The organism is Halococcus thailandensis JCM 13552 (genome assembly GCF_000336715.1).
Lineage (GTDB): Archaea > Halobacteriota > Halobacteria > Halobacteriales > Halococcaceae > Halococcus > Halococcus thailandensis.
In genome coordinates, this window is sequence record NZ_AOMF01000171.1 from 193,967 (window position 1) to 215,683 (window position 21,717).

A 21,717-nucleotide genomic window follows, 5' to 3' on the forward strand; every position below is an offset into this window, starting at 1 on the left:
TCCGTACTGTGATTTTCCGTCAGTCGTCCCACGCAGCCAGCCCGGCCAACCGCTCTGCGTACTCACCGATCGTCGTCGGACCGAGCGCTCCGTCCTCCGTGACGACCGTGATCGCGTCGGCCGGCGTACGGTCGAACGTCGGGTTCAGCACCTCGATCTCGGCGTCACCGTCGTAGACGGCCGCGGGATCGCCCGGCTCGAAGCGTGCGTCGGCGTCGGTGGCGATCTTGTCGCTCGCGGCGACGGCGTGGACGGGAACCCCCTCGCGGGCGGCGGCGATGGCGACCGCACGCGTGCCGACCTTGTTCGTGACGCTCCCGTCCGGGCGGATCGTGTCGGCCCCGACGAGCACGCTATCGACGGCGTGCTCGGCGAGAACGTGCGCAGCGGCCGCATCCACCGCGAGCGTCACCCGGCAATCATCGTCGCTCGCGAGCGCTTCGGCGACGCCGACACCCTCGCGCGCGGGCCGCGACTCGGCGACGATCACCCGCTCGACGGTCGCCTCACGAAGCGCCTCCAGCACCGTCCCCGATCGCGAGAGCGTCAGGACGGTGCCCGAGAGCCGGGCTGTCGCTTCGCTGGCGGCCCGCGAATCGGCATCGAGCGCCCGCTGGATTCCCTGACGTGACGACTCTTCGACCGCTGTCGGCGTCCGTGCACTCGCCTCTGCCATCGCTCGATTGATACGATTCCCGATGGCGGTCATGCTCGGCCGTGCCGTCCGGAGATCGCGTGCGAGCGCCGCGAGGTCGTCCCAGCCATCCGCCTCGACTCCGTCCGTCGTTGCGAGCGCACCGGCACGGTCCCGGAGCACCTCCAGTGCGCGCACCGAGAGCCACGCCGAGCCGTGGTCGGTGTCTTCCTGAATCGTCTCGATTGTCGGCGCGACACGTTCGTAGGATTTCCAGAGATCGGGGATCGTCTCGCGACGATGAATTTCGGTCGGCGAGACCCACGCGAACTCGGTGATGATCTCGTCATCCGTTTCGACAGCTTGCGAGTCACAGTCGAACAGATATGGATGGACCTGCCAGCGTGTTTCCTGCTTCACTTCGACCATGAATGGCTTGCCAGCACGGACGAGTGTGGTCGCATCGTCTACCGTCCGTTCACGAATCGCCGCGTGTGCGGCCCCGTCGGGATTGCCGTTAGCGTCGTCGATGAGAGCGCTCCACCGATCGGCGTTCGAGTCGATCCCGTCACCACCCCTAACCAGCAGTATCTCGCCACGATTGCGGAGGAAACAGGCGACACGAGGTTCACCCATACCAGTCGTAGCTACTCGCGGCGTTTCAAGATAGTGTGGAGAGGGCTGAAGAAAGGGAAGGGGGGGGAGACAATCGGATTCGATCGCTCGCCAGTGTTGGCACGACCCGAAGTACGGAAGTGGCTACCCGGCGATTGCCGTGTATGAACGTCTCACCCGTCACGGATCTCCCCGAAATCAGTGCTGGCGATGATCTCGCCGCACTGATCGCCGAGCGGGCCGACGGCGATGTCGACGTGGTCTGCGTGGCGAGTACCGTCGTCTCGAAGGCCGAGGGCCGGGCGCGCGATCTCGCCGACTTCCCGGCCGGCCCGCGCGCACACGAGATCGCCGACCGACTGGCCGAACTCTCCGGCGACGAGAAGGATCCTCGGTTCGCACAGGCCGTCCTGGAGGAGAGCACCGAACTCCTGATGGACGAACCGTTCTTGCTCACCGAGACACGGTTCGGCCACGTCTCGGTGAACGCCGGCATCGACCGCTCGAACGTCCCCGAGAACGATATCCTCCTTCTGCCGAAACGCCCGAGTGAGAGCGCGCGCCGACTCAGCGACGAACTCGGCGTTCCGGTGATCGTCACCGACACCTGCGGGCGACCGTTCCGGCACGGCCAGCGCGGCGTGGCCATCGGCTGGGCGGGCCTGTCCGCCAGCCGCGACTGGCGCGGCGAACACGACCGCGACGGTCGCGAACTCGGCGTCACCGTCGAGTCCGTGGTGGACGAACTCGCGGCAGCGGCGAACCTCGTGCTCGGCGAGGGTGCGGGCGGGAACCCGGTCGCCGTCGTGGATGGGTTCGACATGGACGGGTTCGACGGCAGCGACAACCTCTTTCGCGCCGTCGAGGGTGATTTCGTCCGGCAGGCGCTCCGGGGGTGGTCGTATGCAGGGCATTGAACTCACGCCCGAGCGACCCACGCGGCGCACCGTCGATCTCGGCGAACGAGCCGCTCAGGCAGGGTTCGACACGATCTTCGCGAGCCATCACTACAACAACCGCGACCCGTTCACAGCGCTCTCGCTGCTCGCCGATCGCACCGACGACGTCCGACTCGGCCCGGGCGTGACGAACCCCTACGAGACCCATCCGGTGACGCTCGCCTCGCGCGTGGCGACGCTCGACGAGCTCTCGGACGGCCGGGCGGTCTTCGGCGTCGGACCGGGCGACCCATCGACGCTCGAAAACCTCGATCTCGGCGAGCGCCGCGGGCTCCGCTCCGTCCTCGAATCGTTCAAAATCGCACAGGAGCTCTGGGCCGGCGAGCGCGTCGATCACGACGGCACGTTCGGCGCACACGACGCCGGCCTGAACTACGAGGTCGGCGAGATCCCGGTCTACGTCGGCGGCGAGGGGCCACACATGTGCCGGATGGCGGCCAAACACGCCGACGGGCTGCTGTTCAACGGCTCGCATCCCGACGACGTCGCGTGGGCGGCCGACCGGGTCGAGCAGGGTCTCGACGAGCGACCCGACGGGTATGGAAAATTCGACTTCACGGCGTACGCGAGCGTGAGTATCGCCGAAGACGGCGACGAGGCACGTGAGGCCGCCCGCCCGCCGGTGGCGTTCATCGCCGCCGGCGCGCCACCGCCGGTCATCGAGCGCCACGGGCTCGATGGCGAGCGCGCGGACGCGATCGGCGAGGCGATCTCGGCCGGCGAGTTCGATACTGCGTTCGATCGTGTGAGCGACGCGATGATCGACGCATTCTGTATGGCCGGCACGCCCGAAACGGTCGAGAAACGGCTGTCGGCGGTGTTGGAACACGCAGACAGCATCGTGATCGGCTCGCCGCTCGGGCCCGACGTCGAGGAGGCTATCGACCTTGCTGGGGCGGTGTGCGACCGAACCCGTCGGGAGTGAGCCCCGAGAGCAGTCCGCCGATGGCGAGATAGGCGAACAGCCCGAACGCGACGATCCAGATGAGGGTGCTCGACAGGATCAGTGCTGCCGAGAGCGGGTCGCCGAGCGCGACGTCGGTCACGATGTTCGTCAGCTCGGCGAGATTGCCGAGCAGTTCGAAGACGACGTTTGCCATACCGTTCCGTTGCTGGCGAGGGTACTTGTGCCTACTGACCCGCCTTCCAGACGAGTCCCTCGAACCGTCCGTTCAGCACCGTCTCACCCGCACGACGGCAGACGACCGCACAGGCGATCTCGTATCTGTCTTCTCGCTCGTCGACGCTCTCGGTCGTCACTTCGCAGGTGATCGATTCGCCGGTGTAGACCGGTTCGAGGAACTCGAACTCCATCGAGCGCGCGAGCACGCCGAGATCGCCGCCGATCTTGGTCGGGAGCGTCGCCGTGAGCAACCCCTGGACGACCAGCCGGCCTTCCGAATCGGGCTCGGTGTGGATCGCCTGCTGGTCGCCAGATACCTCGCCGAACTGTTCGACGTCCGCGTGCGTGAAGGTACGCTCGAAGACGTGCACGTCGCCGTCCGCGGGCTCGCTCGCCATGACCATCCGTCTCGGTCCGCGCGCATAACTCCCTCGCCACCGGGAGGCGAGCTATTATACTCTCGCTGCCCGTCGTCGCGGTATGACGTGGGAGACCGTCGATCTCGACCGAACCGAGGGCGTGGCGACCATCACCGTCGACCGTCCGGACCGGCTCAACGCGATGAACGTCGAGACACTCGACGCGCTCGAAGAGGCGCTCGACGAAGCACGCGACGCCCGCGCGCTCGTGCTCACCGGGGCCGGCGACGACGCGTTCGTCGCGGGCGCGGACATCGGCTACATGGCGGAGCTCTCGGTGGCCGAAGCACAGGCCTACGCCGAACTCGGCCATCGCGTCACCGACACGATCGAGACGTTTCCCGCACCGGTGATCGCCGCTATCAACGGCTACGCCTTCGGCGGCGGCTGCGAACTCGCGCTCGCGGCCGATCTCCGGGTCGCCGCCGAGAGCGCCGTCCTCGGCCAGACCGAGATCGACCTCGGCATCGTCCCCGGGTGGGGCGGCACGCAGCGCCTCTCGCGACTCGTCGGCGACGAACGCGCCCGCCGGCTGATCTTCTTCGGCGAGCGCATCGGTGCAGCGGAGGCCCACGAGATCGGTCTCGTCGGCGAGGTCGTCGCCGACACCGACCTCGACGATCACGTCGCCGACATGGCCGCCGACCTCGCGGCGAAGCCAGCACACGCCCTCAAGGCGGCCAAAGAATCGCTGAACCAGGCCCACGAATCCCACCTCTCGGCGGGACTGACCTACGAACGCCGCCTCTGGAGCGGTCTCTTCGGGACGCACGATCAGCGTGAGGGGATGGACGCGTTCGTCGAGGACCGCGAGCCCGATTTCGCGTAACCGATCGGGTCGACAGCGGTCGATCCCGACGTTTAACTTCGACCGCACGCCTACCTACCGGGTATGGAGTTCTGCGACGAGTGCGGCTCGATGATGAAGACCGACGACGGCGTGTGGGTCTGCGACAACTGTGGCTACACCAAACCGCGCGACGATGCGAAGGAGGCGGCGATGACGACGACACAAGGTCAAGAGGAGTCCGAAATCATCGACGTCAGCGACGCCGAGAACCGTGGCCTCCCCACGACCGAGGTCCACTGCCCCGAATGTGGCAACGACGAAGCCTACTGGTATATGCAACAGATTCGTTCGGCCGACGAATCCGAAACCCGATTCTTCGTCTGTACGGAGTGCGAACACCGCTGGCGCGAGGACGATCACTAAACACCCACTTTTTTAGACGGGGTCCTCCCTCGCGCCTGCGGCGCTCGGTCGAACCCCGACCAAAAACCTGGACTAAAAACTCCCGCGAGCGCCGCAGGCGCTCGCGGTGAACCGCGCTCACTGCGTTCGCGCGGACGATCTTCAACAGAGCACCGCAACAGCCGACCGCTGACCGCACAGCACCGCAGAAGCCCTCGCTCCCTCACATTCGTTCAGTCGCTCGCCCTTCATCCGCCAGGAGAGCACGGCTCTCCTGAGCCTGCGGTCGCTTTGCGACCGCGACGCCAGGGACCGCACCCGCACAGCGGCCGCACTGCCGCGCGGCGGCGTCACTCCATGGCGTCGAGAAGCATGCGCGCACCGAGGTCGATCTCGCGCTCGGTGACGTCGAGCGGCGGGAGGATCCTGAGCGTCTTGTTTCCGCAGGCGAGCGTGAGCAGCCCACTCTGGAAGGCGTTTTCGAGAACTGCGTCGCGGGTGTCCGAAGTGTCGAACTCGATGGCGAGCATCAGTCCCTTCCCGCGCACGTCGACGACCGATTCGGGGGCGGCGTCGTGCAGATGCTGTGTGAACTGCCGGCCACGCGCGACGGCGTTGTCCATCAGATCGTACTCCTGGATCGCGTCGATCGTGAGCGCGCCCTGCATCGAGGCGACGATGTCGCCGGCGCCCCACGTCGAGGAGATCCGACCCTTCTCTTCGGGGAAGACGTCCGAGCGCGAGATCGTCGCGCCGACGCGCAGCCCCTTCGCGGCCGTGATGACGTCGGGCTCGATCGGGTAGTGATCTGCACCCCACCATTCGCCCGTGCGCCCCATCCCAGCCTGGATCTCGTCGGCGATCAGCGTGATGTCGTACTGCTCGCAGACGTCGGCGATCTCCTGCATGAAGGCGTCGCTCGGGAATCGGTAGCCGCCCTCGCCCTGGATCGGCTCCATCACGAGATAGGCGACCTCCTCGGGCGCGACCGATCCCTCGTCGCTCAGCATTCGACGGAGCTGCGAGCCCTCGCCGGTGAAGAACCCACACGAACAGTCTCCATCACCACAGGTTCGATCACTGCAGAACGGCACGTCGTGGATCCCCGAAATCTCGGGGTAGTCACGGCGATAGACCGACTTCGAGCGGTTGAGCGAGAGTGCGCCGAGCGTCCGACCGTGGAACGCGCCCTGGAAGGTGATGCCGTAGGAGCCACCGCCGTCGTAGCAGATCTTGATGGCGTTCTCGATCGCTTCGGCTCCCGAGTTCGAGAGGAACACTTTGTCCATGTCGTACGCGCTCGTCAGGTCGGTGAGTCGCTCCATCAGCCCTGCCGGGCCGGGGAAATCGGGATCGTCGGGCGAGCCAGCCCCCACGTAGAAGTCGTGACCCGCGGTCTTCAGCGGATCGACGAGATCGAACTCGGCCATCGGCTCGGTGATTTTCGGGTTGTTGTAGCCCAGCGGGGCGGCCCCGACGTGGCAGGTGAAATCCAGGAAGACGTTGCCGTCGGGATCGGTACAGAACGGTCCCTCGGCCGGTTCGGTCGGATCCCAGACGAACTCGTAGACGTAGGTGCTCGGAGCAGCGACGTCCTGTTGGCGCTCGACCCATTCACGGGCGCGCGGTCCCGGTAGCTCGCTGACACGGGGTGCTGCGGTATCCCGGTCCATGGTCCACACCGTCGGGCCGGCGTCTTAACTAATTCGTTTCGGTCAGTGCAATATTTTCAGACGTCGACGTACTGGTCTTCCCACTCACGACGGGCGTCGATCTCGCGCTGGCCGCGGCGAGTGATCTTGTAGTAGTTCGTCCGTCTATCTATCTGACCTTTCTCGACGAGCCCCTTGTCGACCAGCGTGTCGAGGTTCGGATACAGCCGTCCGTGATGGATTTCGGTCTCGTAATACTCTTCGAGTTCGTCCTTGATCGCCAGCCCGTGTGGCTCTTCCTTGCCGGCAATGGCGTACAGCAGATCGCGCTGGAATCCTGTCAGGTCGTGCATCGTACTCGTGTACTGGTAAGTGGATGATTCGTATAAGTATATCGAAATTGTCTGCTCGCCGAAACGGTTGTACCGGGAAACTATGGGTGATTTTCGCACCGCTATAACTCTGAAAATATGCGTTCGAACCTACCGGACGAGCCGGTGCCACAGCTGTCGATCGTGAATCAAGGAAAGCGCCCGACGCGGGAGAAAAGCCCGCGCCGGGCGCTCGCCGCCCTGAATTGGTCCCCGCTGACGCTTCGGCCCTCCAAACGAAGCGTCACTCGTATCCTGTGGACTGTGACACTTAACCTTATCGGCCGATCGTCACATGTGCTCCTCTTCGAGCGCCCAGCCGAGCGCGCGCCGGTAGTAGGTGAACATCTGCCTGACGCCCTCGTGGTTCATCTCCTCGTCGTCCAGTTCGTCCATGAGGAACTCGTACTGCTCGCGGATCTCCTCCTCGTCACGCATACCGGCTCGACGGGATGCTCCCCCATGAACCTTCACCCGTCAGGCACGCTCGCGACCGGCGATCCCGTGCCAGATCGCGTTGACCAATCGCGTCTCGCCGCTACCTTCCGCATCGTCCCATCCGCGAGCGAGCGCGTCCTCCAGCGTATCGAGATCGTGGTTCTCGAAGTTGTTCGCGTCCCGAAAATCGGCGAGCGCCGTGCGTTCGTCCTCGCCGAACTCGCCCGATGCTTCCTCAGCAAATCCTGCCTCGACGAGCGCTTCCGTGACTGCCTCGGCAGTCTCCCCGTCCAGTTCTCGAAACGTGTCGGGCGGCTCGCGTTCGAGCAGCGTCACGTCGTAGACGCGGAAGACCCGTTCGAGCTCGTCGATCGGGCTCTCGTGATCGTCGACGCGGACGTCGATCCAGCGATCGTTGGCCCCGTCGTAACCACCGTCGGGTTTCACGACGTAGAGCGCCGCCGACTGCTCGCCACGGGCATCCCCACCGGCCTCGTTGCCCGCCTGTAGCGCGGCGATGAGTCGCTCGGGCAGGCCGCCGCCGGTCGATTCGTACGTGTCGGCCATCGCCTCGATCGTCGCGCGGTTCTCGAGGATGTTGCCCTGCACAGTGTAGTTCTCGCCCTGGATGTCGCCGGCGAACTCGAAGCAGTCCGCGCCGGTGAACGCCGCGATCGAGCCGTCCTGCCCGACGATGCCGACCTGTCGCTCGGGGGCCTGATCGTCGGCGTCGGTGAGCGTCTCGACGACCTCGCTCGCCGACCTCCCCTCGCGGAGCAGATCTAGACCATCGGGGCCGTAGGCGACGTTCGCGAAGCTCTGGGTGGCGATCGCGCCCGCGTCGGCGCTGGCGAAGGGAACCACCGAACCGACGCTGACGAACTTCGACTGAACGGCGACGCCGATCGCGTCCTGCTCCGGGTCGCGCGCGACGATGGAAAACGTGCTCGGGCGTGGTGGCATATCTCCGGGTGCACACGCGCCAGCAAAAAGCGTTCCTCGCTCACGAGAACTGATCAACGAGAGCCGGCTCCGCCCTCTCCTGAGATATCTTTCATCGATAGCGATTGCATCTTAGCTCACTCGTCGCCGAACTCGTCGAGCGTCGTGTTGACGCCGGCCCGAACGTCCGAGACGAGCGCGCCATCGATATCGAGCCCGAGCACCGAGACGGCCGCCGTCCCGACCTGCTCGGTGGCGTCGGCCGGTGCGTAGATCCCGAAACGCCACTGGTCGCGCTGAGTGGTTTTGAGTGCCTCGACGAGCGTCGACTGTCGGCCGAGTGGACGGATCTCGCCGCTCACGACGACCCGCGAGGAGGACTCGGTCATGCGCGGGCGCGCCGGCACGTCGAGGATCACGCTCTCGGCGGCGACCGAGGCACGATCGGCGATCTCGCGTTCGTACTCGCGGATCGTCGTGTGATCGGCGTCGACGAGTTCGTCCGGCGTGTCGCGGAGCTCGGCCCACACCGCCCGTTTGTAGAGATCGCGTCGACCGAGACGCTCTGCATCCCTCGCCGTGCGCTCGTCGTTTCGCAGCGTCACCAGCAGGTCGTGGTCGTCCATCCGGCGGAGGTCCGCCCCGCTCAACTCGTCGTCGAGCAGGCGCTCGGTCGCCCGCCGGAGCATCGCCTTGCCGATGCGCGCGACGGGATGGCTGTAGACGACGGGGTTCATCAGCGCGCGGGCGAGCAACAGCGCCTCGGCCGTCTGGACGTTCCCCTCGGCGAGGACGAGCTCGCCGTCGAGAAAGCGGAGTTCGCGGACGAGCCGACCGTGGTCGATCGTTCCGTAGGGCACGCCCGTGTGGAGGGCGTCGCGCACTAGATAGTCCATCCGATCGACGTCGAGTTCGCCCGAGACGAGCTGGCCGAGTCGGCCCTCGCCGGCCACCAGGTTCGCGATGCGTTCCGGATCGAGATCGTGGTCGGCGAGAACGTCGGCGACCTCACCAGTGGCGAGGAGTTCGTCCACGTCGTCGTGGTAGTTGCCCGTCCGACGCTGGATCAGCGCTTCGAGGTTGTGGCTGTACGGCCCGTGCCCGACGTCGTGGAGGATCGCGGCCGCGCGGACGCGCTCGGCCCGTACACCCTCGATACCGAGCTGCGAGAGGGCGCGATCGGCGAGGTGATAGACTCCCAGACTGTGCTCGAATCGGGTGTGATTGGCCGAGGGATAGACGAGATCGACGGTGCCGAGCTGGCGGACGTGGCGCAGGCGCTGCACGGCCGGGGTGTCGAGCAGGGCCTGCGCGACGCCCGAAATCTCGATGTGGTCGTGGACGCTGTCCTTGATCGTCTTCATTGGTCCCGTCTTCGACGTGTTCGGTGAAAAACTTCGGCCCTGCTCGTGTTTGGCAGTTCTCACGGCATGGATTTTCCATTGCTATTGACTCGATGTTCACACGACGACTGCTGATGACAGTGAGAAACCGCAACGCCCCGCACAGCCCACATACCTCCCCAACCGATTCGCTCGTTCGTTTCACTCACTCGCTCATCCACCGTCAGAACGGAGTTCTGACGAGCCTGCACTCGCCGTGCTCGTGCAGACCTCGCGCAGTGTTTGCGCTCGGTGCTCACTCCGTTCGCACGCGAGCGCAAGCGCGCGCCGACCGCTGCTGGTTTGTTTTTCAACGATTCCGTCGGCTGCGGTGAGCACAAACGTTTACTCCGCCCGTCGTGGAGTCGGCGTATGGTGACGTTTCTCTCCGGGGGCACCGGCACGCCGAAACTGCTGGCCGGGGCCAGGGAGGTCTTCGATCCTGCCGATCTCACGGTAGTCGCCAACACCGGCGACGACATCGAACTCGGCGGGCTGTTGATCTGTCCGGATCTCGACACCGTCCTGTTCGAGCGCGGTGGCGTCCTCGACCGCGAGCGCTGGTGGGGCATCGACGGCGACAGTACCACTACCCACGAGGAACTCCGCGATCTCTCCGAGCGAGCGGGTTTCGAGACCGGTCCCCGATATCTCACCGACGAACGCCAGACCGACGGCCCGCGATTCACGCGCTGGCGACGCTTTTCGGGTGTGGGCGAGTTCATGACCATCGGCGATCGCGATAGAGCTGTGCACCTCCTGCGGACGAGTCTCCTCTCCGAGGGCCACACACTCACCGAGACCACGAACCGGCTCGCCGACGCCTTCTCGCTCGATATATCTATTCTGCCGATGAGCGACGACCCGGTGGCGACGATGATCCACACACCCGACGAAGTGATGCACTTTCAGGAGTTCTGGGTCGCTCACGGTGGCGAGCCAGCTATCGAGGACGTCGAGTTCCGGGGTGCCGAGCACGCCGACCCAACCACGGAGGTGCTCGACGCGCTCGCCGACCCGGTGATCGTCGGTCCGTCGAACCCCGTGACGAGCATCGGCCCGCTGCTCGCGCTCGACGGCGTGCCCGAAGCGCTCGCCGAGACCACCGTGGTCGCCGTCTCTCCCTTTATCGGCGACGATCTCTTCTCGGGACCGGCGGCGAAGCTCATGGAAGCGATGGACACCGAGGCGAGCACGGCGGGGATGGCCGAATCGTACCCCTTCGCCGATGCGTTCGTCGTCGACGAGCGCGATCCCACCGAACTGGGTCGCCCGACGATCACGACCGACATCGGCATCGACAGCGCAGAGGACTCCGAGCGCGTCGTGGAAGCGGTCGCCGACGCGCTCGCTCTCGTGGGGGCGGCCTGATGTTCGAACCACGACTCGCGCTGGCGAGCCTGAGCGGCGAGTCCGATGCCGCGTGGGCACGGAGCGCCGAAACACACGCCGACGCGGCGTTTCTCGGCGGCATCGCCATCGACGAACCGTCGCGACGGGCCGCCCGACGGATGGCCAAGCGTGATCGCGACGAGTTCCTCCCCGACGATCCGCTGGCGTTCGTCGAACACGAACTCGATGCGCTCGACGACGCCCCGCTCCGCGCCGGCGTCAACGTCCGCAGCGGCTCGCGCGCACCGATCCACGAGGTCGCCGAGCTCTGTCGTGAGCACGACGCCATGCTCGAACTCAACGCCCACTGCCGTCAGGACGAACTCTGCGCCGTCGGCTGTGGCGAGACTCTCCTTCGGGACGCTCACCGTCTCTGCGAGCAGGTCGAGACCGCCGCCGACACCGGGGCGACGGTGAGCGTGAAGGTCCGTGCGGAGGTGCCCGGCGTCTCGCTTCCCGACACCGCGCGCTGGATCGACGGGGCCGGCGCGGACGTGATCCACGTCGACGCGATGGATTCCGAGTCCGTGATCCGGGACGTCGCGGACGCGGCCGAACTGTTCGTCGTCGCCAACAACGGCGTGCGCGACGGCGAGACTGCTCGGGAATATCTCGAATACGGTGCGGACGCGGTGAGCGTCGGCCGTCCGAGCGACCGGCCTGCGATCCTCCGGCGCGTGCGCGAAGCGGTCGACGACTGGTTCGAGACGGAGACGGAACCGACTGCGGGGGCGGGTCGATGAGAACCCCCGCGGAGAACGCCCAACTGGCGCTGCTGCTCGAAGTGACCGCCACACCGAAACCCGGCAACGTCGATCGCGACCGTGAGTATCCCGACCTCCGCTTCGAGCACTTCATGACTGGTGCGGTCGGCGCGAGCGAGGGACTTCGGATGGCCGGTGCGAGCGACCCCATTGGAGAGTCCTTCGAGCGCGCGGTCGACGGAATGGCCGACCAGCGCGGTGGCAACACGCAGTTCGGCGCGCTGCTGCTCCTCGTCCCGCTCGTCCGGACGAGCGTGACCGGCGAGCTGACGCCCGAGCACGCGGCCGAAGTCGTCGAGGGGACGACCGTCGCGGATGCCGCCGGCTTCTATCGCGCCTTCGAGCACGTCGACGTCGGGATCGGCGACCCGCCGGACGAGATGGAAGCGCTCGACGTGCGCCGCGGTGCGGACGCGATTCCCGAACTCGAAGCGCGCGAGTTCACCCTCGAAGACGTACTCGCCGCGAGCGTCGAACGCGACGGCGTGGCCCGCGAGTGGGTGTCGCGGTTCTCGCGGAGCTTCGGGATCGCCGAGCGGATCGCGAGCGGTGAGGGGAACGTCCCCGATCGCGCCGCGCGGGCCTTCCTGGAAGCGCTCGCGAGCGAACCGGACACGTTCGTCGCGAAGCGTCACGACGAGGCGACCGCCCGCGAGGTCACCGAGGCCGCACAGGCGGCGCTGCGCGGCGACGCCGACCCCGACGCGCTCGCCGAAGAACTCGTCGACGCGGGGGTGAACCCCGGGACGACGGCCGATCTCGTCGCAGCCGGACTGTTCATCGCGCTCGAAGACGGACTCGCCGTATGACCGATTCGCAGGAGGGGGTCGACTGGCCGGTCGAGCTTCGGGGCGTGACCGAATCCCTGGTGGCGACGCTCGGCCCGAACGGGATGTGGAATCTCGCGGCACTCGGGCTCCACGCGGTCGAACCGGTCACGGCGCGCACCTGGGGACGCACGCGGACGTGGCGGAACTTCCACGAGGATGGGCAGGGTGTCGTCCAGTTCCTGCACGATCCGCTGGTGTTCGCCGAGTGCGCGCTCGCGATCCAGGAACGCGATTCACCTGTGCATCCCGCGGCGAACGCGTGGGCGCGCGTCGCGGTCGAATCGGTTGACGAGGGTGAATCGGGTGAGACGAACTGGGAAGAGTGGGAACTCACGCCGATCGAGGCCGCTATCGAGGATCGGATCGTGCCGACGACCAATCGTGGCTACGGTGCGGTCGTCGAGGCCACCGTCGCGGCGTCGCGACTCGACGTCCCGGCCTACGACACCGACGAGCTCCGCGAGCGACTCGACTACTTCGCCGACGTGGTCGAAACGTGTGGTGGTCCGCGCGAGCACGCAGCGATGGAGCGGATCGTCGAACACACCGCCTGGACCCCCGAGGACGGGTGAAAGCAAGAGCGCGTCGTTTATACGCCGGGCGAAGAAGAGGTGGTATGGCGATCAAACCGGCTTACATCAAGAAGACGGGCAATCTCCTGCTCGAACAGTATCCGGAAGCGTTCTCGACCGACTTCGAACACAACAAGGAGAGCGTCACCGCGCTGACGAACGTCGAATCGAAGGGCGTTCGCAATCGCATCGCGGGCTACGTCTCGCGAAAGCAGCAGGGCGCAGTCGCCTGAGTCGGGCATTGCGTCGACCAGAACAGTTTTCATCGGCATTGTCCTACGCCGAGCAATGACACACGTTGGCGTTCTCGGTGCGACCGGTGCCGTCGGACAGCGACTGATCCAACTGCTCGACCCCCACCCCGAGTTCGAAATCGCCTGTCTCACGGCGAGCGACGACAGCGCGGGCCGCTCCTACCGCGATGCCGCGAAGTGGCGCATCGAAACTCCGATCCCCGACGACGTCGCGGAGCTCGACGTCCGCGAGACCGCTCCCGATGCGATCCCCGACGACATCGACCTGCTGTTCTCGTCGCTGCCCTCGTCGGTCGGCGAACGCGTCGAACCAGACCTCTGCGAGGCGGGCTACGTCGTCTCGTCGAACTCGTCGAACGCGCGGATGGCAGACGACGTCCCCCTCACGATCCCCGAGCTCAACCACGACCACCTCGACCTGCTCGAGGTCCAGCGCGACGAGCGCGGCTGGGACGGCGCGCTCGTGAAGAACCCGAACTGCTCGACGATCACCGCGGTGCCGACGCTCGCAGCGCTCGATACGTTCGGGCTGGAGACCGCCCACGTCGCAACCCTCCAGGCGGTCTCCGGTGGTGGCTACTCGGGCGTGACCTCGATGGAGATCATCGACAACGTCCTGCCCCACATCGGTGGCGAGGAGGAAAAGATCGAGACCGAATCGCGCAAGCTCCTCGGGAGCTTCGACGGCGCGGAGCTCGACCACCACGACGCCGACGTCGCCGCCTCCTGCAATCGCGTGCCGACGCTCGACGGCCACCTCGAAAACGTCTGGGCCGAAACCAGCGAGTCGATCACCGCCGAGGACGCCGCAACGGCCATGCGAGAGACCCCATCGCTCAATCTACACAGCTCGCCCGATCAGTTCATCGAGGTCTTCGAGGAACCGGACCGTCCGCAGCCCCGTCTCGATCGGATGGTCGGCGACGGGATGGGTGTCGCGGCTGGCGGCCTCCGCGAGACTTCCAATGGGGTTCAGTACAACTGTCTCGCCCACAACACCCTGCGCGGCGCGGCCGGCGCGAGCGTTCTGAACGGCGAACTGCTCGTCGAACAGGGCTGGGTCTAAATCTATCGAGATATAGAAAACGGTCGCTCGCTGAGACGATATGAAGTACAATTATGACTTTGAGGACATACAGGAGATTTTTGAAGAAAAAAGTGAGAGCTACAGTGTTCATCATCCAAACCAAAAGCTAGCTCGGACGCATTTGGTTAGTACATACAATCTACACACATTTCATAGTGATGTGCGGAATTCGATGGGAAATTCAACTGGAGATCGACACAAGACTCAGTTACTCCTCCTCAATCAGAGTATCAGCGCGTCGTATGCTCTCTACCATTTAGTGCAGAATCACTGCTATACCACTGCCTATGGGCGAATCAGATATCTCTGGGAACTTTATTTAATCCTTCAGCAATTAAATCGGAGAAAAGGACGTACTGGAGCCAAATACCAGAGGAATCGGGAAGCACTTACTGATAATGAGTACATGTCATACCAGACTCTCCCGCTCACTGAGTATCTCTCGGATATCCGAGAGACAGTAATCAACAATCTACGACACCAGCACGAATTGTATGGGGAAATTTACGATTATATCAGTAATATTGGGTCACATCCCCACTCGATAAAAACCTCTAGAAACGACGACAAATGGAATTTCAAGTTAGAACGAGACCTTTTCGAATTCGGTTTGGTATTCAATTTTGGACAGGCTGCTCAATTCGTCCGAACGTTCTCTGATGTACGAGAGAGTACAGACATTAGAAATGAGATGGAGCACGTATTCGTCCATATAGAGCGCTCCGGGTTGACGCTACCTGAATTCTTGGAAGATGATATAGAATTCACAAATATTTGGTAATACTCCTCTATAGTATGCTGAGCATCGCACTCTTGGTTGATTACAACCAGTACCGATTCATAATACCTGATTTTTCAAGCCCTCGTACTCACCGGTGTCGGCAACTCGTCGCAGGTTTTCGGCGAGAATATCGGCGAGCCGCTCGTAGTATTCCGGCGTGTTGCCGGCGTTGTGCGGCGTGATCAACACGTTCTCGAACCCCCAGAGCGGGTGATCCTCGGGCAACGGTTCGGGATCGGTCACGTCGAGGGCCGCCCCACCGATGTCGTTGGAGCGCACCGCCGAGACGAGCGCTGCGGTGTCGACGACCGGCCCGCGCGCGACGTTGACGATCGTCGCGTCGGGCGGTAGCGTCGTGAACTCGGCCTCGGCGATCATCCCCTCGGTCTCGTCGGTCAGCGGCACCGTGAGCACGAGGTGGTCGGTGCGGGCGAGCGCCTCGTGGAGGCGATCGGGGCCCACGACCTCGTCGGTCGGACCGCCCTTCTCGGGCGAGTGGCGAATCCCGATCGTATCGACGTCGAACCCCTGCAGCCGTTCGACGACGGCGCTGCCGAGCGCACCGAGTCCCGCGACCGTGACCGTGGAGCCGGCGAACTCGCGGGTCGGGTAGGCACGCCACTCCCGGTTCTGCTGGCGTCGCCAGCCCTCGTGGTGGCGGCGAGTGAGCGTGAGCAGGTGGCCGAGCACGTCCTCGGCGATGTTCGGTCCATGGACGCCGGAGGCGGTCGTCACGCTGACGCCGTGGCTCTCGATGGCGTCCATCGGGAGATGGCCGTAGCCCGCGAACGAACAGGCGAGCAGCTCGAGGTTCTCGGCGCGATCGAGCAGCTCCTCGTCGACGGTCTTGCCGGCGACGACGCGCGCGTTCGTGACGAGTTCGCGCTCCTCGGCAGGCGTGCGTGCCAGCCGGATGTCGTACTCCGGGAGGCGCTCGCGCAGCGCCGCCGCGTACTCGCTGGTCGCGATGCCGTGAACTCCCTCTTGGCGCACCAGAACGTCCGGTCCGTCGCCGCTCATCGCTCGTCCCTCGATCGGATCATGGGCGGCTGTTCGATGGCCACCGTCATTAACTTCACCCGTCGAACGATCGCCCTGTCGGGCGGCGACCGCCGAGCGGGAGACCTTTATTCGCGGCGCTGGCCGGAACCGTATGGAGCGGATTGACGTGGCGGTCGTCGGTGGCGGTCCGGCAGGCAGCTCGGCCGGGCGGGCGGCGGCCCGACAGGATGCCGAGACAGTCGTGCTCGAAAAGGGCGTCCCGCGCGAGGACCGCGCGGAGCTGGGACCGGATTCGACCGACGCTGCGGGGATGCTCGACTACTGGGTCGATCTGATGGATCTGCCCGAGGCGATCCCCGACGACGTGATCCTTCGCGAACTGAACGGGGCGACCTTCGCCGGCCCCACCGAGCGTCTCACGATCCGAGAGACAGGGATGGGTAGTTCGTATCCCGATTTCGGCTTCACCTTCCATCGGGCGCGCTTCGACGACTGGCTGCGCGAGCGCTGCGAGGCCGCCGGCGCGGACTATCGCGTCGGGACGAGCGTCAGGGACGTCGCCATCGACCGTCGCGGAACCCACACGCTCACGCTGCGCGACGGCACCGAGATCGAAACCGATTATCTGATCCTCGCCGACGGGCCACAGCGGACGGTCACGCGGGGCGTGCTCGGCGAGTTCGTCGCCGAGCGACGGCTCGAAGACCTTGCCTCGAACCGTGCGAACCACATCGCCTATCAGGAGTACCGGGAATTCCCGCCCGAACTGTTCGACGAGGACCTCCTCAAATTCTGGTGGGGATCGATGCCCGGACACACGGCCTACCCGTGGGTGTTCCCGAACGACGGCTGTGTGGCGCGAGTCGGCCTGACGATGCCAATCGGGCTCGATATCGACGAAGTGCGCAACCCAGAGCGCTATCGACTGCTCGAACCCGACGACGAGACCGTCCCATCGGGGAAAGAGTACGTCGAACGGCTGCTCGCAGCCGAGTATCCGGACTACGGTCTCGACGACTTCCCGCTCGTGGAGGACCGGGGCAAGAGCGGCGGGACCGAGACCTACCCAATCTCCTCGACGCGCCCGATCGACTCGCCGACCGGTGCGAACGTCGCCATCGTCGGCGGTGCGATGGGCGCGACCTCGGCCTTCCACGAGGGTGGCGACCACGTGGCCGTGCGCACCGGCAAGATCGCCGGCTCGCTGGCGGGTGCGGGCGCGCTCGACACCTACAACCGCGAGTGGAAGCGCGCGGTCGGCGACGAGATCCTGCGGAACGTCTCGATGGCCGACGTCGTCACCGGCTTCGAGCCCGACGACTGGGACGACGCTTTCCGATCGGTCGATCGAATGCTCGACGACGGTCGTCTCAGCGCACTCCGGATGCCGTTTTCCGGTCGCGCCGGGCTCTCGGTGCTCGCACGATACGGCAAGGCGAAGTTCGGCTACCGCAACGGCGGCTACGTCCAGCTCCGTGAATCGGAGTACGCCGTCTGAGTCACGGACGGTTTATACTCGCGGTCCGTATCGCGATCGCACGCCGTAGTCCTCGCTCGAGTACGTCCACACGGACGCGATGACGCGCGGCGAACCCCGGCGTGCGACACAGGTCGTGTGATATACGACCGAACGTGGAGCCGGTGTCGACCGGCGACACGGGTTGCGCCACGCGCAACCGAACGCGAGGCCGGCACACGCCGGCCGAGGATGGTCGCCGACGACCCGCCCGGCATAGGGTTTCCCGGCCGAGACGGCACACCGCCCGCGATGAGGCCGGCCGTTAGTGTTCCGGGCGATACTCCACTCGATCGAGCCCACGCTCCGTGCAACGAGCGCAGCCCTCAACGAGTCGGTGACGCTGACGGGTGAGACGCCAACTGAAAACCCGTTTCCGTGCCGCCAGATCGACGGATTCGGGCGTGCAACTCTCGATCGACGAGCTACTGATCGGTACATCTGTGGGCTGTTTGCCGATTGAAGGAATCGGACGATAGAGGTGCTCTGTACGCCACTGATCGGGTGCACGGAGGTTTTAACCCCGTCCGACACGACAGTTCATTTGCAAATGCTCGACGAAATACGGCGTGCGAACCGGGACACGCGCGCTCAGTACGCTCTCATGGCCGTCTTCGGCACGCTGTGCATCCTCGCCGCGTTCGCACCGCTCCAGGAGTCGATCCGCATCACGACCGTCGGGACGCTCTTCGGGTTCACCGCCGGGCTCTGGGTCTCGCATCTGTTGCAGGTGGTCCAGAGCGCCGCCGAGGCGAACCGGAACGGGACCGATCCGTCGACCCCGGATTCACAATGAGCGAGTCGGAACCGTCGGCCGATGCCGACACGAGCGACGATCTGAACCGGTTCTCGGAGGACGTCGAGGCACTGACTGGCCGGAACCCCAACATGGGGTCGTTCCTCCTCACCGTCGGGAGCGTCACCTGCGTGTTCATCGCACTGTTCCAGTTCACGCTGCCGAGCTCGGTCGGCTTTCTCCTCACCGGCGGGGTGCTCATCATCACCGTTCTCAGCGGTGTCTTCGCGCTGATCCTCGACACGTTGGGCTACTTCGGATAGTCGGTACGACGGTGGGGTGACGACCGTGACCCGAATAGCCCGGTTCTGTCGCGCATTTATGTTCGCAACCCCCATAGCACGGGTACATGGATCGCAACGGTTTCGTGAAACTCTCGCTTTTCGCCTTCGGGCTGATCCTGGTGAGCTTCCTGCTCCTCGGTTTCTCGCGGCTCGTTCTCCCCTACCGCACGGCGCGCGTTCTCGCCGCACCGACGACCCTGCTCGGGTTCGGGCTGGTCTGCTATCTCCTCGTGCGAGCTGTGCTGTCGAAACTCCGTCTCGTCGAGATCGAGGAGTGAGAGACCACAAACCGTTTTCGCACCGGCCCCCGAGTCGCTCGCATGGACGCCAACACCGTTGCGGATCTCCCGCCCGACCGGCGGCGGGCGCTGTTCCATCGTGATGCCGGCATCGACGCGATCGCCGGCGATGTCGCCGACATCGTCGAGCGCGTGCGCGAGGAGGGCGACGTCGCGCTGCGCGAGTATGCCGAGGAGTTCGACGACACGACCGTCGGCACCATCGACGTGTCCGACACCGCCGAGCGCGCTTACGACGAGATCGACGACGATCTCAGGGGTGCGATCGAGACCGCTGCCGTCAACATCGAGGAGTTCCACGAGCGCCAGTTGCCCGACGATTGGCGGGAGGATTTCGACGGTCGCGAGCTCGGGCGGCGCTACCGACCGATCGAGCGCGTCGGTGCGTACGTCCCCGGCGGCGGCGCGGCCTACCCCTCCAGCGCGCTGATGACGGTCGTTCCGGCCACCGTCGCCGGTGTCGAGCAGGTGGCGGTCGCGACGCCGCCGGCCGACGAGCTCAGTCCCGCGACGCTCGCGGCGCTGCACGTCGCCGGCGCGGACGCGATCCATCAGGTTGGCGGTGCACAGGCGATCGCCGCGCTCGCCTACGGCACCGAGACGGTCTCGCCGGTCGAGAAGATCGTCGGCCCGGGCAACCGGTGGGTGACGGCCGCCAAAGCCGCCGTCAGGAACGACTGCGCCATCGATTTCCTCGCGGGGCCGAGCGAGGTCTGCGTGCTCGCCGACGACTCGGCCGATCCGCAATTCGTCGCGGCCGACCTCGTCGCGCAGGCCGAACACGACCCCGCGGCGTCGGTCGTCGCCGTCACCGACGACGAGGAGCTCGCCGACGAGATCGTCGCGGCCGTCGACCGACAGATCGAGGAGCGCGAACGCGAGGCAACCATCCGCGAGGCGCTCGACAACGACGCCAGCGGCGTGTTCGTCGCCCGCTCGATGCCCGAGGCGGTCCTCTTCTGTGAGGAGTACGCCGCCGAGCACCTCTCGATCCAGGCCGAAGACGACGAGGCGCTGCTCGACCGGATCAGCAATGCGGGCAGCGTCTTCCTCGGCCCGTACAGTCCGGTGGCAGCGGGTGATTACGCCGCCGGGCCGAACCACGTACTGCCGACCGGTGGCCACGCGCGCACCACGGGCGGGCTGTCGGTCGAGACGTTCCTGCGATCGACGACGGTCCAGCGACTCTCGTCGGACGCGCTCGACGCGCTCGGCGACACGGTGACGACGCTCGCCGAGGCCGAGGGGCTTGAGGCCCACGCCGAGAGCGTTCGGATTCGCGATCGATCGGCGTCCGAGTAACGATCATGTTCGTTGCCGAGCGTTTGGGCCTGTTTGGTCCGGAGCCAGCGGCTGCAGCCGGTACGGGCGTCGTCCGCTAACGGGCGGGTCTCGAAACCTTCAAACACTATCCCATATGAGGTGGCACAATGGCAGCATTACCGTACGAGACGGCCGCGTTTGCGCTGTTCGCGCTCGTCACCATCGCGGGTGCTTTCGGCGTCGTCCTGATGGAGGACGTCTGGCACTCAGCGCTCATGCTCGGGGTGACGCTGTTGAGCGTCGCCATCCACTACGTGATGATGAGCGCCGAGTTCCTCGCCGCGATGCAGATACTCGTCTACGTCGGCGGGGTGCTCATCCTCATCACCTTCGCCGTCATGCTGACACGGGTTGACGATCCGAAGGAGGCAGTGTCGTGACTACCCGTCCGCGCCTGCGGCTCGGCAGCCATCTCCTCCCCGGGCTCATCGCGGTCGCGCTGTTCGTCGTCTTCGCCGCCGTCTTCCTGACGAGCTCGTTCGACGCCCCCGCGGGCTTTCCCGGCGGCGGCTCGGTGACGGCGTCGATCGGCTACGCGCTGTTCAGTCTCGACGGCGGTGCGTATCCCAGCGAGGGCTTTCTGATCGCCTTCGAGATCATCGATCTCGCGCTCGTGGCGGCGCTCGCGGCCGCGGTGATGCTCGCGAAAACTGAAGAGAACGGTCATATCGCCGGTGCGCTGCGGTTCGTCTCGCCCGACCGCGACGCCGACGACGAATCCGAAACCGACGCCGAGACCGCTGCCAGGGCCGACGGTGGCCGTGACGTCGAGGAGGACGGTCGCTGATGGTCCCCGTTCAGTATTACCTTCTCCTGTCGGCAGGGCTGTTCTGCGTCGGTCTGTTCGGCATCCTCACTCGCCGCAACGCGCTCGTCTTCCTGATGAGCGTCGAGATCATGCTCACCGCCGCCAACATCAACTTCGTTGCCTTTTCGTTCCAGCACGGGAATCTCACCGGACAGGTGTTCAGTTTGTTCACGATCGCACTCGCCGCGGCGGAAGTCGCGGTCGGCATCGGCATCGTCCTCGTCCTCTACCGCAACTTCCGCGGCGTGGACGTGACTGAAGCAGCGACAATGAGGTGGTAAC

The 21,717-nt window shown here is 65.5% G+C and carries 27 protein-coding genes; 18 read left to right on the plus strand and 9 right to left on the minus strand.

Annotation, left to right across the window (positions count from 1 at the left end; genetic code table 11):
- Positions 1 to 19 precede the first annotated feature (19 nt).
- Complete coding sequence (locus tag C451_RS17320) at positions 20 to 1,270, minus strand: initiation factor 2B related protein (protein ID WP_007742567.1); 1,251 nt, start codon at positions 1,268 to 1,270, stop codon at positions 20 to 22.
- Positions 1,271 to 1,413: 143 nt separating this feature from the next.
- On the opposite strand from C451_RS17320, the gene C451_RS17325 reads away from it, so the two are divergent.
- Together C451_RS17325 and C451_RS17330 are read left to right on the plus strand one after the other, a co-directional pair.
- Entirely contained in the window at positions 1,414 to 2,166 is a 753-nt protein-coding gene (locus tag C451_RS17325) for a coenzyme F420-0:L-glutamate ligase (protein ID WP_007742574.1), read from the plus strand.
- A complete protein-coding gene (locus tag C451_RS17330) occupies positions 2,153 to 3,133 on the plus strand; it encodes a 5,10-methylenetetrahydromethanopterin reductase (protein WP_007742578.1) in 981 nt (326 codons plus the stop codon). Before C451_RS17325 ends, C451_RS17330 begins: the two co-directional genes overlap by 14 nt.
- Here the strand turns inward: C451_RS17330 and C451_RS17335 are convergent.
- The gene (locus C451_RS17335; RefSeq protein ID WP_004054811.1) at positions 3,087 to 3,308 is read right to left on the minus strand and encodes a hypothetical protein; all 222 of its coding nucleotides are present in this window, start codon (positions 3,306 to 3,308) and stop codon (positions 3,087 to 3,089) included. The two genes, C451_RS17330 and C451_RS17335, sit on opposite strands and share 47 nt — an antisense overlap.
- A 31-nt stretch (positions 3,309 to 3,339) precedes the next feature.
- Entirely contained in the window at positions 3,340 to 3,735 is a 396-nt protein-coding gene (locus tag C451_RS17340; RefSeq protein ID WP_007742579.1) for a MaoC/PaaZ C-terminal domain-containing protein, read from the minus strand.
- A 76-nt stretch (positions 3,736 to 3,811) separates the two neighbouring features.
- Here C451_RS17340 and C451_RS17345 point away from each other — a divergent pair, with 76 nt between their 5' ends.
- The gene (locus C451_RS17345) at positions 3,812 to 4,579 is read left to right on the plus strand and encodes an enoyl-CoA hydratase/isomerase family protein (protein WP_007742580.1); all 768 of its coding nucleotides are present in this window, start codon (positions 3,812 to 3,814) and stop codon (positions 4,577 to 4,579) included.
- A gap of 63 nt (positions 4,580 to 4,642) precedes the next feature.
- Positions 4,643 to 4,963, plus strand: coding sequence for a transcription factor S (locus C451_RS17350; RefSeq protein WP_007742581.1), 321 nt, complete (start codon positions 4,643 to 4,645; stop codon positions 4,961 to 4,963).
- A 329-nt stretch (positions 4,964 to 5,292) separates the two neighbouring features.
- On the opposite strand, the gene C451_RS17355 is transcribed toward C451_RS17350, so the two are convergent.
- The 5 genes from C451_RS17355 to C451_RS17370 all read right to left on the minus strand — a co-directional run bounded on the left by C451_RS17355 (position 5,293) and on the right by C451_RS17370 (position 9,709).
- On the minus strand, positions 5,293 to 6,615 hold the full coding sequence (locus C451_RS17355) for an aminotransferase class III-fold pyridoxal phosphate-dependent enzyme (RefSeq protein WP_007742583.1): 1,323 nt from the start codon (positions 6,613 to 6,615) through the stop codon (positions 5,293 to 5,295).
- A 56-nt stretch (positions 6,616 to 6,671) separates the two neighbouring features.
- On the minus strand, positions 6,672 to 6,947 hold the full coding sequence (locus tag C451_RS17360) for a PadR family transcriptional regulator (RefSeq protein ID WP_007742585.1): 276 nt from the start codon (positions 6,945 to 6,947) through the stop codon (positions 6,672 to 6,674).
- A 309-nt stretch (positions 6,948 to 7,256) separates the two neighbouring features.
- Entirely contained in the window at positions 7,257 to 7,403 is a 147-nt protein-coding gene (locus C451_RS23005; protein ID WP_007742586.1) for a hypothetical protein, read from the minus strand.
- Between the two features lie 39 nt (positions 7,404 to 7,442).
- Entirely contained in the window at positions 7,443 to 8,366 is a 924-nt protein-coding gene (locus C451_RS17365) for a DUF1028 domain-containing protein (RefSeq protein WP_007742587.1), read from the minus strand.
- Positions 8,367 to 8,482: 116 nt separating this feature from the next.
- Positions 8,483 to 9,709: an HD domain-containing protein gene (locus C451_RS17370; protein ID WP_007742588.1), complete on the minus strand. Its 1,227-nt coding sequence runs from the start codon at positions 9,707 to 9,709 to the stop codon at positions 8,483 to 8,485.
- Positions 9,710 to 10,099: 390 nt separating this feature from the next.
- On the opposite strand from C451_RS17370, the gene cofD reads away from it, so the two are divergent.
- The 6 genes from cofD to asd are packed head-to-tail and all read left to right on the plus strand — an operon-like array spanning position 10,100 to position 14,605.
- Positions 10,100 to 11,098 carry a 2-phospho-L-lactate transferase gene (gene cofD / locus C451_RS17375; RefSeq protein ID WP_007742589.1) on the plus strand — a complete coding sequence of 333 codons (999 nt, stop codon included), beginning with the start codon at positions 10,100 to 10,102 and terminating at the stop codon, positions 11,096 to 11,098.
- Positions 11,098 to 11,862 (plus strand): tRNA-dihydrouridine synthase, encoded by a 765-nt coding sequence (locus C451_RS17380; protein ID WP_007742590.1) that lies wholly within the window; start codon positions 11,098 to 11,100, stop codon positions 11,860 to 11,862. The genes cofD and C451_RS17380 overlap by 1 nt, the downstream gene beginning before the upstream one ends.
- Positions 11,859 to 12,692: a triphosphoribosyl-dephospho-CoA synthase gene (locus C451_RS17385; protein WP_007742594.1), complete on the plus strand. Its 834-nt coding sequence runs from the start codon at positions 11,859 to 11,861 to the stop codon at positions 12,690 to 12,692. The genes C451_RS17380 and C451_RS17385 overlap by 4 nt, the downstream gene beginning before the upstream one ends.
- A complete protein-coding gene (locus tag C451_RS17390; RefSeq protein ID WP_007742595.1) occupies positions 12,689 to 13,285 on the plus strand; it encodes a DUF447 domain-containing protein in 597 nt (198 codons plus the stop codon). The genes C451_RS17385 and C451_RS17390 overlap by 4 nt, the downstream gene beginning before the upstream one ends.
- A 44-nt stretch (positions 13,286 to 13,329) precedes the next feature.
- Positions 13,330 to 13,518 carry a 30S ribosomal protein S17e gene (locus C451_RS17395; protein WP_007742596.1) on the plus strand — a complete coding sequence of 63 codons (189 nt, stop codon included), beginning with the start codon at positions 13,330 to 13,332 and terminating at the stop codon, positions 13,516 to 13,518.
- Positions 13,519 to 13,573: 55 nt separating this feature from the next.
- Positions 13,574 to 14,605 (plus strand): aspartate-semialdehyde dehydrogenase, encoded by a 1,032-nt coding sequence (gene asd / locus C451_RS17400; protein WP_007742597.1) that lies wholly within the window; start codon positions 13,574 to 13,576, stop codon positions 14,603 to 14,605.
- 859 nt (positions 14,606 to 15,464) lie between these two features.
- Here the strand turns inward: asd and C451_RS17410 are convergent.
- The gene (locus C451_RS17410; RefSeq protein ID WP_007742602.1) at positions 15,465 to 16,427 is read right to left on the minus strand and encodes a D-2-hydroxyacid dehydrogenase; all 963 of its coding nucleotides are present in this window, start codon (positions 16,425 to 16,427) and stop codon (positions 15,465 to 15,467) included.
- Positions 16,428 to 16,560: 133 nt separating this feature from the next.
- Between C451_RS17410 and C451_RS17415 the strand changes: the two genes are divergently transcribed.
- The 8 genes from C451_RS17415 (at position 16,561) to nuoK (ending at position 21,716) form a co-directional block, all read left to right on the plus strand.
- Positions 16,561 to 17,907 (plus strand): NAD(P)/FAD-dependent oxidoreductase, encoded by a 1,347-nt coding sequence (locus C451_RS17415; protein ID WP_007742603.1) that lies wholly within the window; start codon positions 16,561 to 16,563, stop codon positions 17,905 to 17,907.
- Between the two features lie 568 nt (positions 17,908 to 18,475).
- Positions 18,476 to 18,721 carry a hypothetical protein gene (locus tag C451_RS17425; RefSeq protein WP_007742605.1) on the plus strand — a complete coding sequence of 82 codons (246 nt, stop codon included), beginning with the start codon at positions 18,476 to 18,478 and terminating at the stop codon, positions 18,719 to 18,721.
- A complete protein-coding gene (locus C451_RS17430) occupies positions 18,718 to 18,984 on the plus strand; it encodes a hypothetical protein (RefSeq protein ID WP_007742606.1) in 267 nt (88 codons plus the stop codon). Before C451_RS17425 ends, C451_RS17430 begins: the two co-directional genes overlap by 4 nt.
- Positions 18,985 to 19,070: 86 nt before the next feature.
- On the plus strand, positions 19,071 to 19,283 hold the full coding sequence (locus C451_RS17435) for a hypothetical protein (protein ID WP_007742607.1): 213 nt from the start codon (positions 19,071 to 19,073) through the stop codon (positions 19,281 to 19,283).
- 42 nt (positions 19,284 to 19,325) lie between these two features.
- The gene (gene hisD / locus C451_RS17440) at positions 19,326 to 20,606 is read left to right on the plus strand and encodes a histidinol dehydrogenase (RefSeq protein ID WP_007742608.1); all 1,281 of its coding nucleotides are present in this window, start codon (positions 19,326 to 19,328) and stop codon (positions 20,604 to 20,606) included.
- Between the two features lie 128 nt (positions 20,607 to 20,734).
- Positions 20,735 to 21,007: an NADH-quinone oxidoreductase subunit J gene (locus C451_RS17445; RefSeq protein WP_004054773.1), complete on the plus strand. Its 273-nt coding sequence runs from the start codon at positions 20,735 to 20,737 to the stop codon at positions 21,005 to 21,007.
- Positions 21,004 to 21,414 carry a hypothetical protein gene (locus C451_RS17450; RefSeq protein WP_007742610.1) on the plus strand — a complete coding sequence of 137 codons (411 nt, stop codon included), beginning with the start codon at positions 21,004 to 21,006 and terminating at the stop codon, positions 21,412 to 21,414. The genes C451_RS17445 and C451_RS17450 overlap by 4 nt, the downstream gene beginning before the upstream one ends.
- Entirely contained in the window at positions 21,414 to 21,716 is a 303-nt protein-coding gene (gene nuoK / locus C451_RS17455) for an NADH-quinone oxidoreductase subunit NuoK (protein WP_004054770.1), read from the plus strand. The genes C451_RS17450 and nuoK overlap by 1 nt, the downstream gene beginning before the upstream one ends.
- Position 21,717 lies beyond the last annotated feature (1 nt).

What these genes read in the sequence shown, in the direction of transcription:
- C451_RS17445 (WP_004054773.1), top strand. Translation starts at nt 20,735, where the DNA reads ATGGCAGCATTACCGTACGAGACGGCCGCGTTTGCGCTGTTCGCGCTC.
- C451_RS17415 (WP_007742603.1), top strand. Translation starts at nt 16,561, where the DNA reads ATGGAGCGGATTGACGTGGCGGTCGTCGGTGGCGGTCCGGCAGGCAGC.
- C451_RS17320 (WP_007742567.1), bottom strand. Translation starts at nt 1,270, where the DNA reads ATGGGTGAACCTCGTGTCGCCTGTTTCCTCCGCAATCGTGGCGAGATA.
- C451_RS23005 (WP_007742586.1), bottom strand. Translation starts at nt 7,403, where the DNA reads ATGCGTGACGAGGAGGAGATCCGCGAGCAGTACGAGTTCCTCATGGAC.
- C451_RS17365 (WP_007742587.1), bottom strand. Translation starts at nt 8,366, where the DNA reads ATGCCACCACGCCCGAGCACGTTTTCCATCGTCGCGCGCGACCCGGAG.
- C451_RS17340 (WP_007742579.1), bottom strand. Translation starts at nt 3,735, where the DNA reads ATGGTCATGGCGAGCGAGCCCGCGGACGGCGACGTGCACGTCTTCGAG.
- C451_RS17350 (WP_007742581.1), top strand. Translation starts at nt 4,643, where the DNA reads ATGGAGTTCTGCGACGAGTGCGGCTCGATGATGAAGACCGACGACGGC.
- C451_RS17430 (WP_007742606.1), top strand. Translation starts at nt 18,718, where the DNA reads ATGAGCGAGTCGGAACCGTCGGCCGATGCCGACACGAGCGACGATCTG.
- C451_RS17395 (WP_007742596.1), top strand. Translation starts at nt 13,330, where the DNA reads ATGGCGATCAAACCGGCTTACATCAAGAAGACGGGCAATCTCCTGCTC.
- asd (WP_007742597.1), top strand. Translation starts at nt 13,574, where the DNA reads ATGACACACGTTGGCGTTCTCGGTGCGACCGGTGCCGTCGGACAGCGA.
- C451_RS17370 (WP_007742588.1), bottom strand. Translation starts at nt 9,709, where the DNA reads ATGAAGACGATCAAGGACAGCGTCCACGACCACATCGAGATTTCGGGC.
- nuoK (WP_004054770.1), top strand. Translation starts at nt 21,414, where the DNA reads ATGGTCCCCGTTCAGTATTACCTTCTCCTGTCGGCAGGGCTGTTCTGC.
- C451_RS17410 (WP_007742602.1), bottom strand. Translation starts at nt 16,427, where the DNA reads ATGAGCGGCGACGGACCGGACGTTCTGGTGCGCCAAGAGGGAGTTCAC.
- C451_RS17435 (WP_007742607.1), top strand. Translation starts at nt 19,071, where the DNA reads ATGGATCGCAACGGTTTCGTGAAACTCTCGCTTTTCGCCTTCGGGCTG.
- C451_RS17360 (WP_007742585.1), bottom strand. Translation starts at nt 6,947, where the DNA reads ATGCACGACCTGACAGGATTCCAGCGCGATCTGCTGTACGCCATTGCC.
- C451_RS17345 (WP_007742580.1), top strand. Translation starts at nt 3,812, where the DNA reads ATGACGTGGGAGACCGTCGATCTCGACCGAACCGAGGGCGTGGCGACC.
- C451_RS17355 (WP_007742583.1), bottom strand. Translation starts at nt 6,615, where the DNA reads ATGGACCGGGATACCGCAGCACCCCGTGTCAGCGAGCTACCGGGACCG.
- C451_RS17330 (WP_007742578.1), top strand. Translation starts at nt 2,153, where the DNA reads ATGCAGGGCATTGAACTCACGCCCGAGCGACCCACGCGGCGCACCGTC.
- C451_RS17325 (WP_007742574.1), top strand. Translation starts at nt 1,414, where the DNA reads ATGAACGTCTCACCCGTCACGGATCTCCCCGAAATCAGTGCTGGCGAT.
- C451_RS17335 (WP_004054811.1), bottom strand. Translation starts at nt 3,308, where the DNA reads ATGGCAAACGTCGTCTTCGAACTGCTCGGCAATCTCGCCGAGCTGACG.
- C451_RS17385 (WP_007742594.1), top strand. Translation starts at nt 11,859, where the DNA reads ATGAGAACCCCCGCGGAGAACGCCCAACTGGCGCTGCTGCTCGAAGTG.
- C451_RS17380 (WP_007742590.1), top strand. Translation starts at nt 11,098, where the DNA reads ATGTTCGAACCACGACTCGCGCTGGCGAGCCTGAGCGGCGAGTCCGAT.
- C451_RS17390 (WP_007742595.1), top strand. Translation starts at nt 12,689, where the DNA reads ATGACCGATTCGCAGGAGGGGGTCGACTGGCCGGTCGAGCTTCGGGGC.
- hisD (WP_007742608.1), top strand. Translation starts at nt 19,326, where the DNA reads ATGGACGCCAACACCGTTGCGGATCTCCCGCCCGACCGGCGGCGGGCG.
- C451_RS17425 (WP_007742605.1), top strand. Translation starts at nt 18,476, where the DNA reads ATGCTCGACGAAATACGGCGTGCGAACCGGGACACGCGCGCTCAGTAC.
- cofD (WP_007742589.1), top strand. Translation starts at nt 10,100, where the DNA reads ATGGTGACGTTTCTCTCCGGGGGCACCGGCACGCCGAAACTGCTGGCC.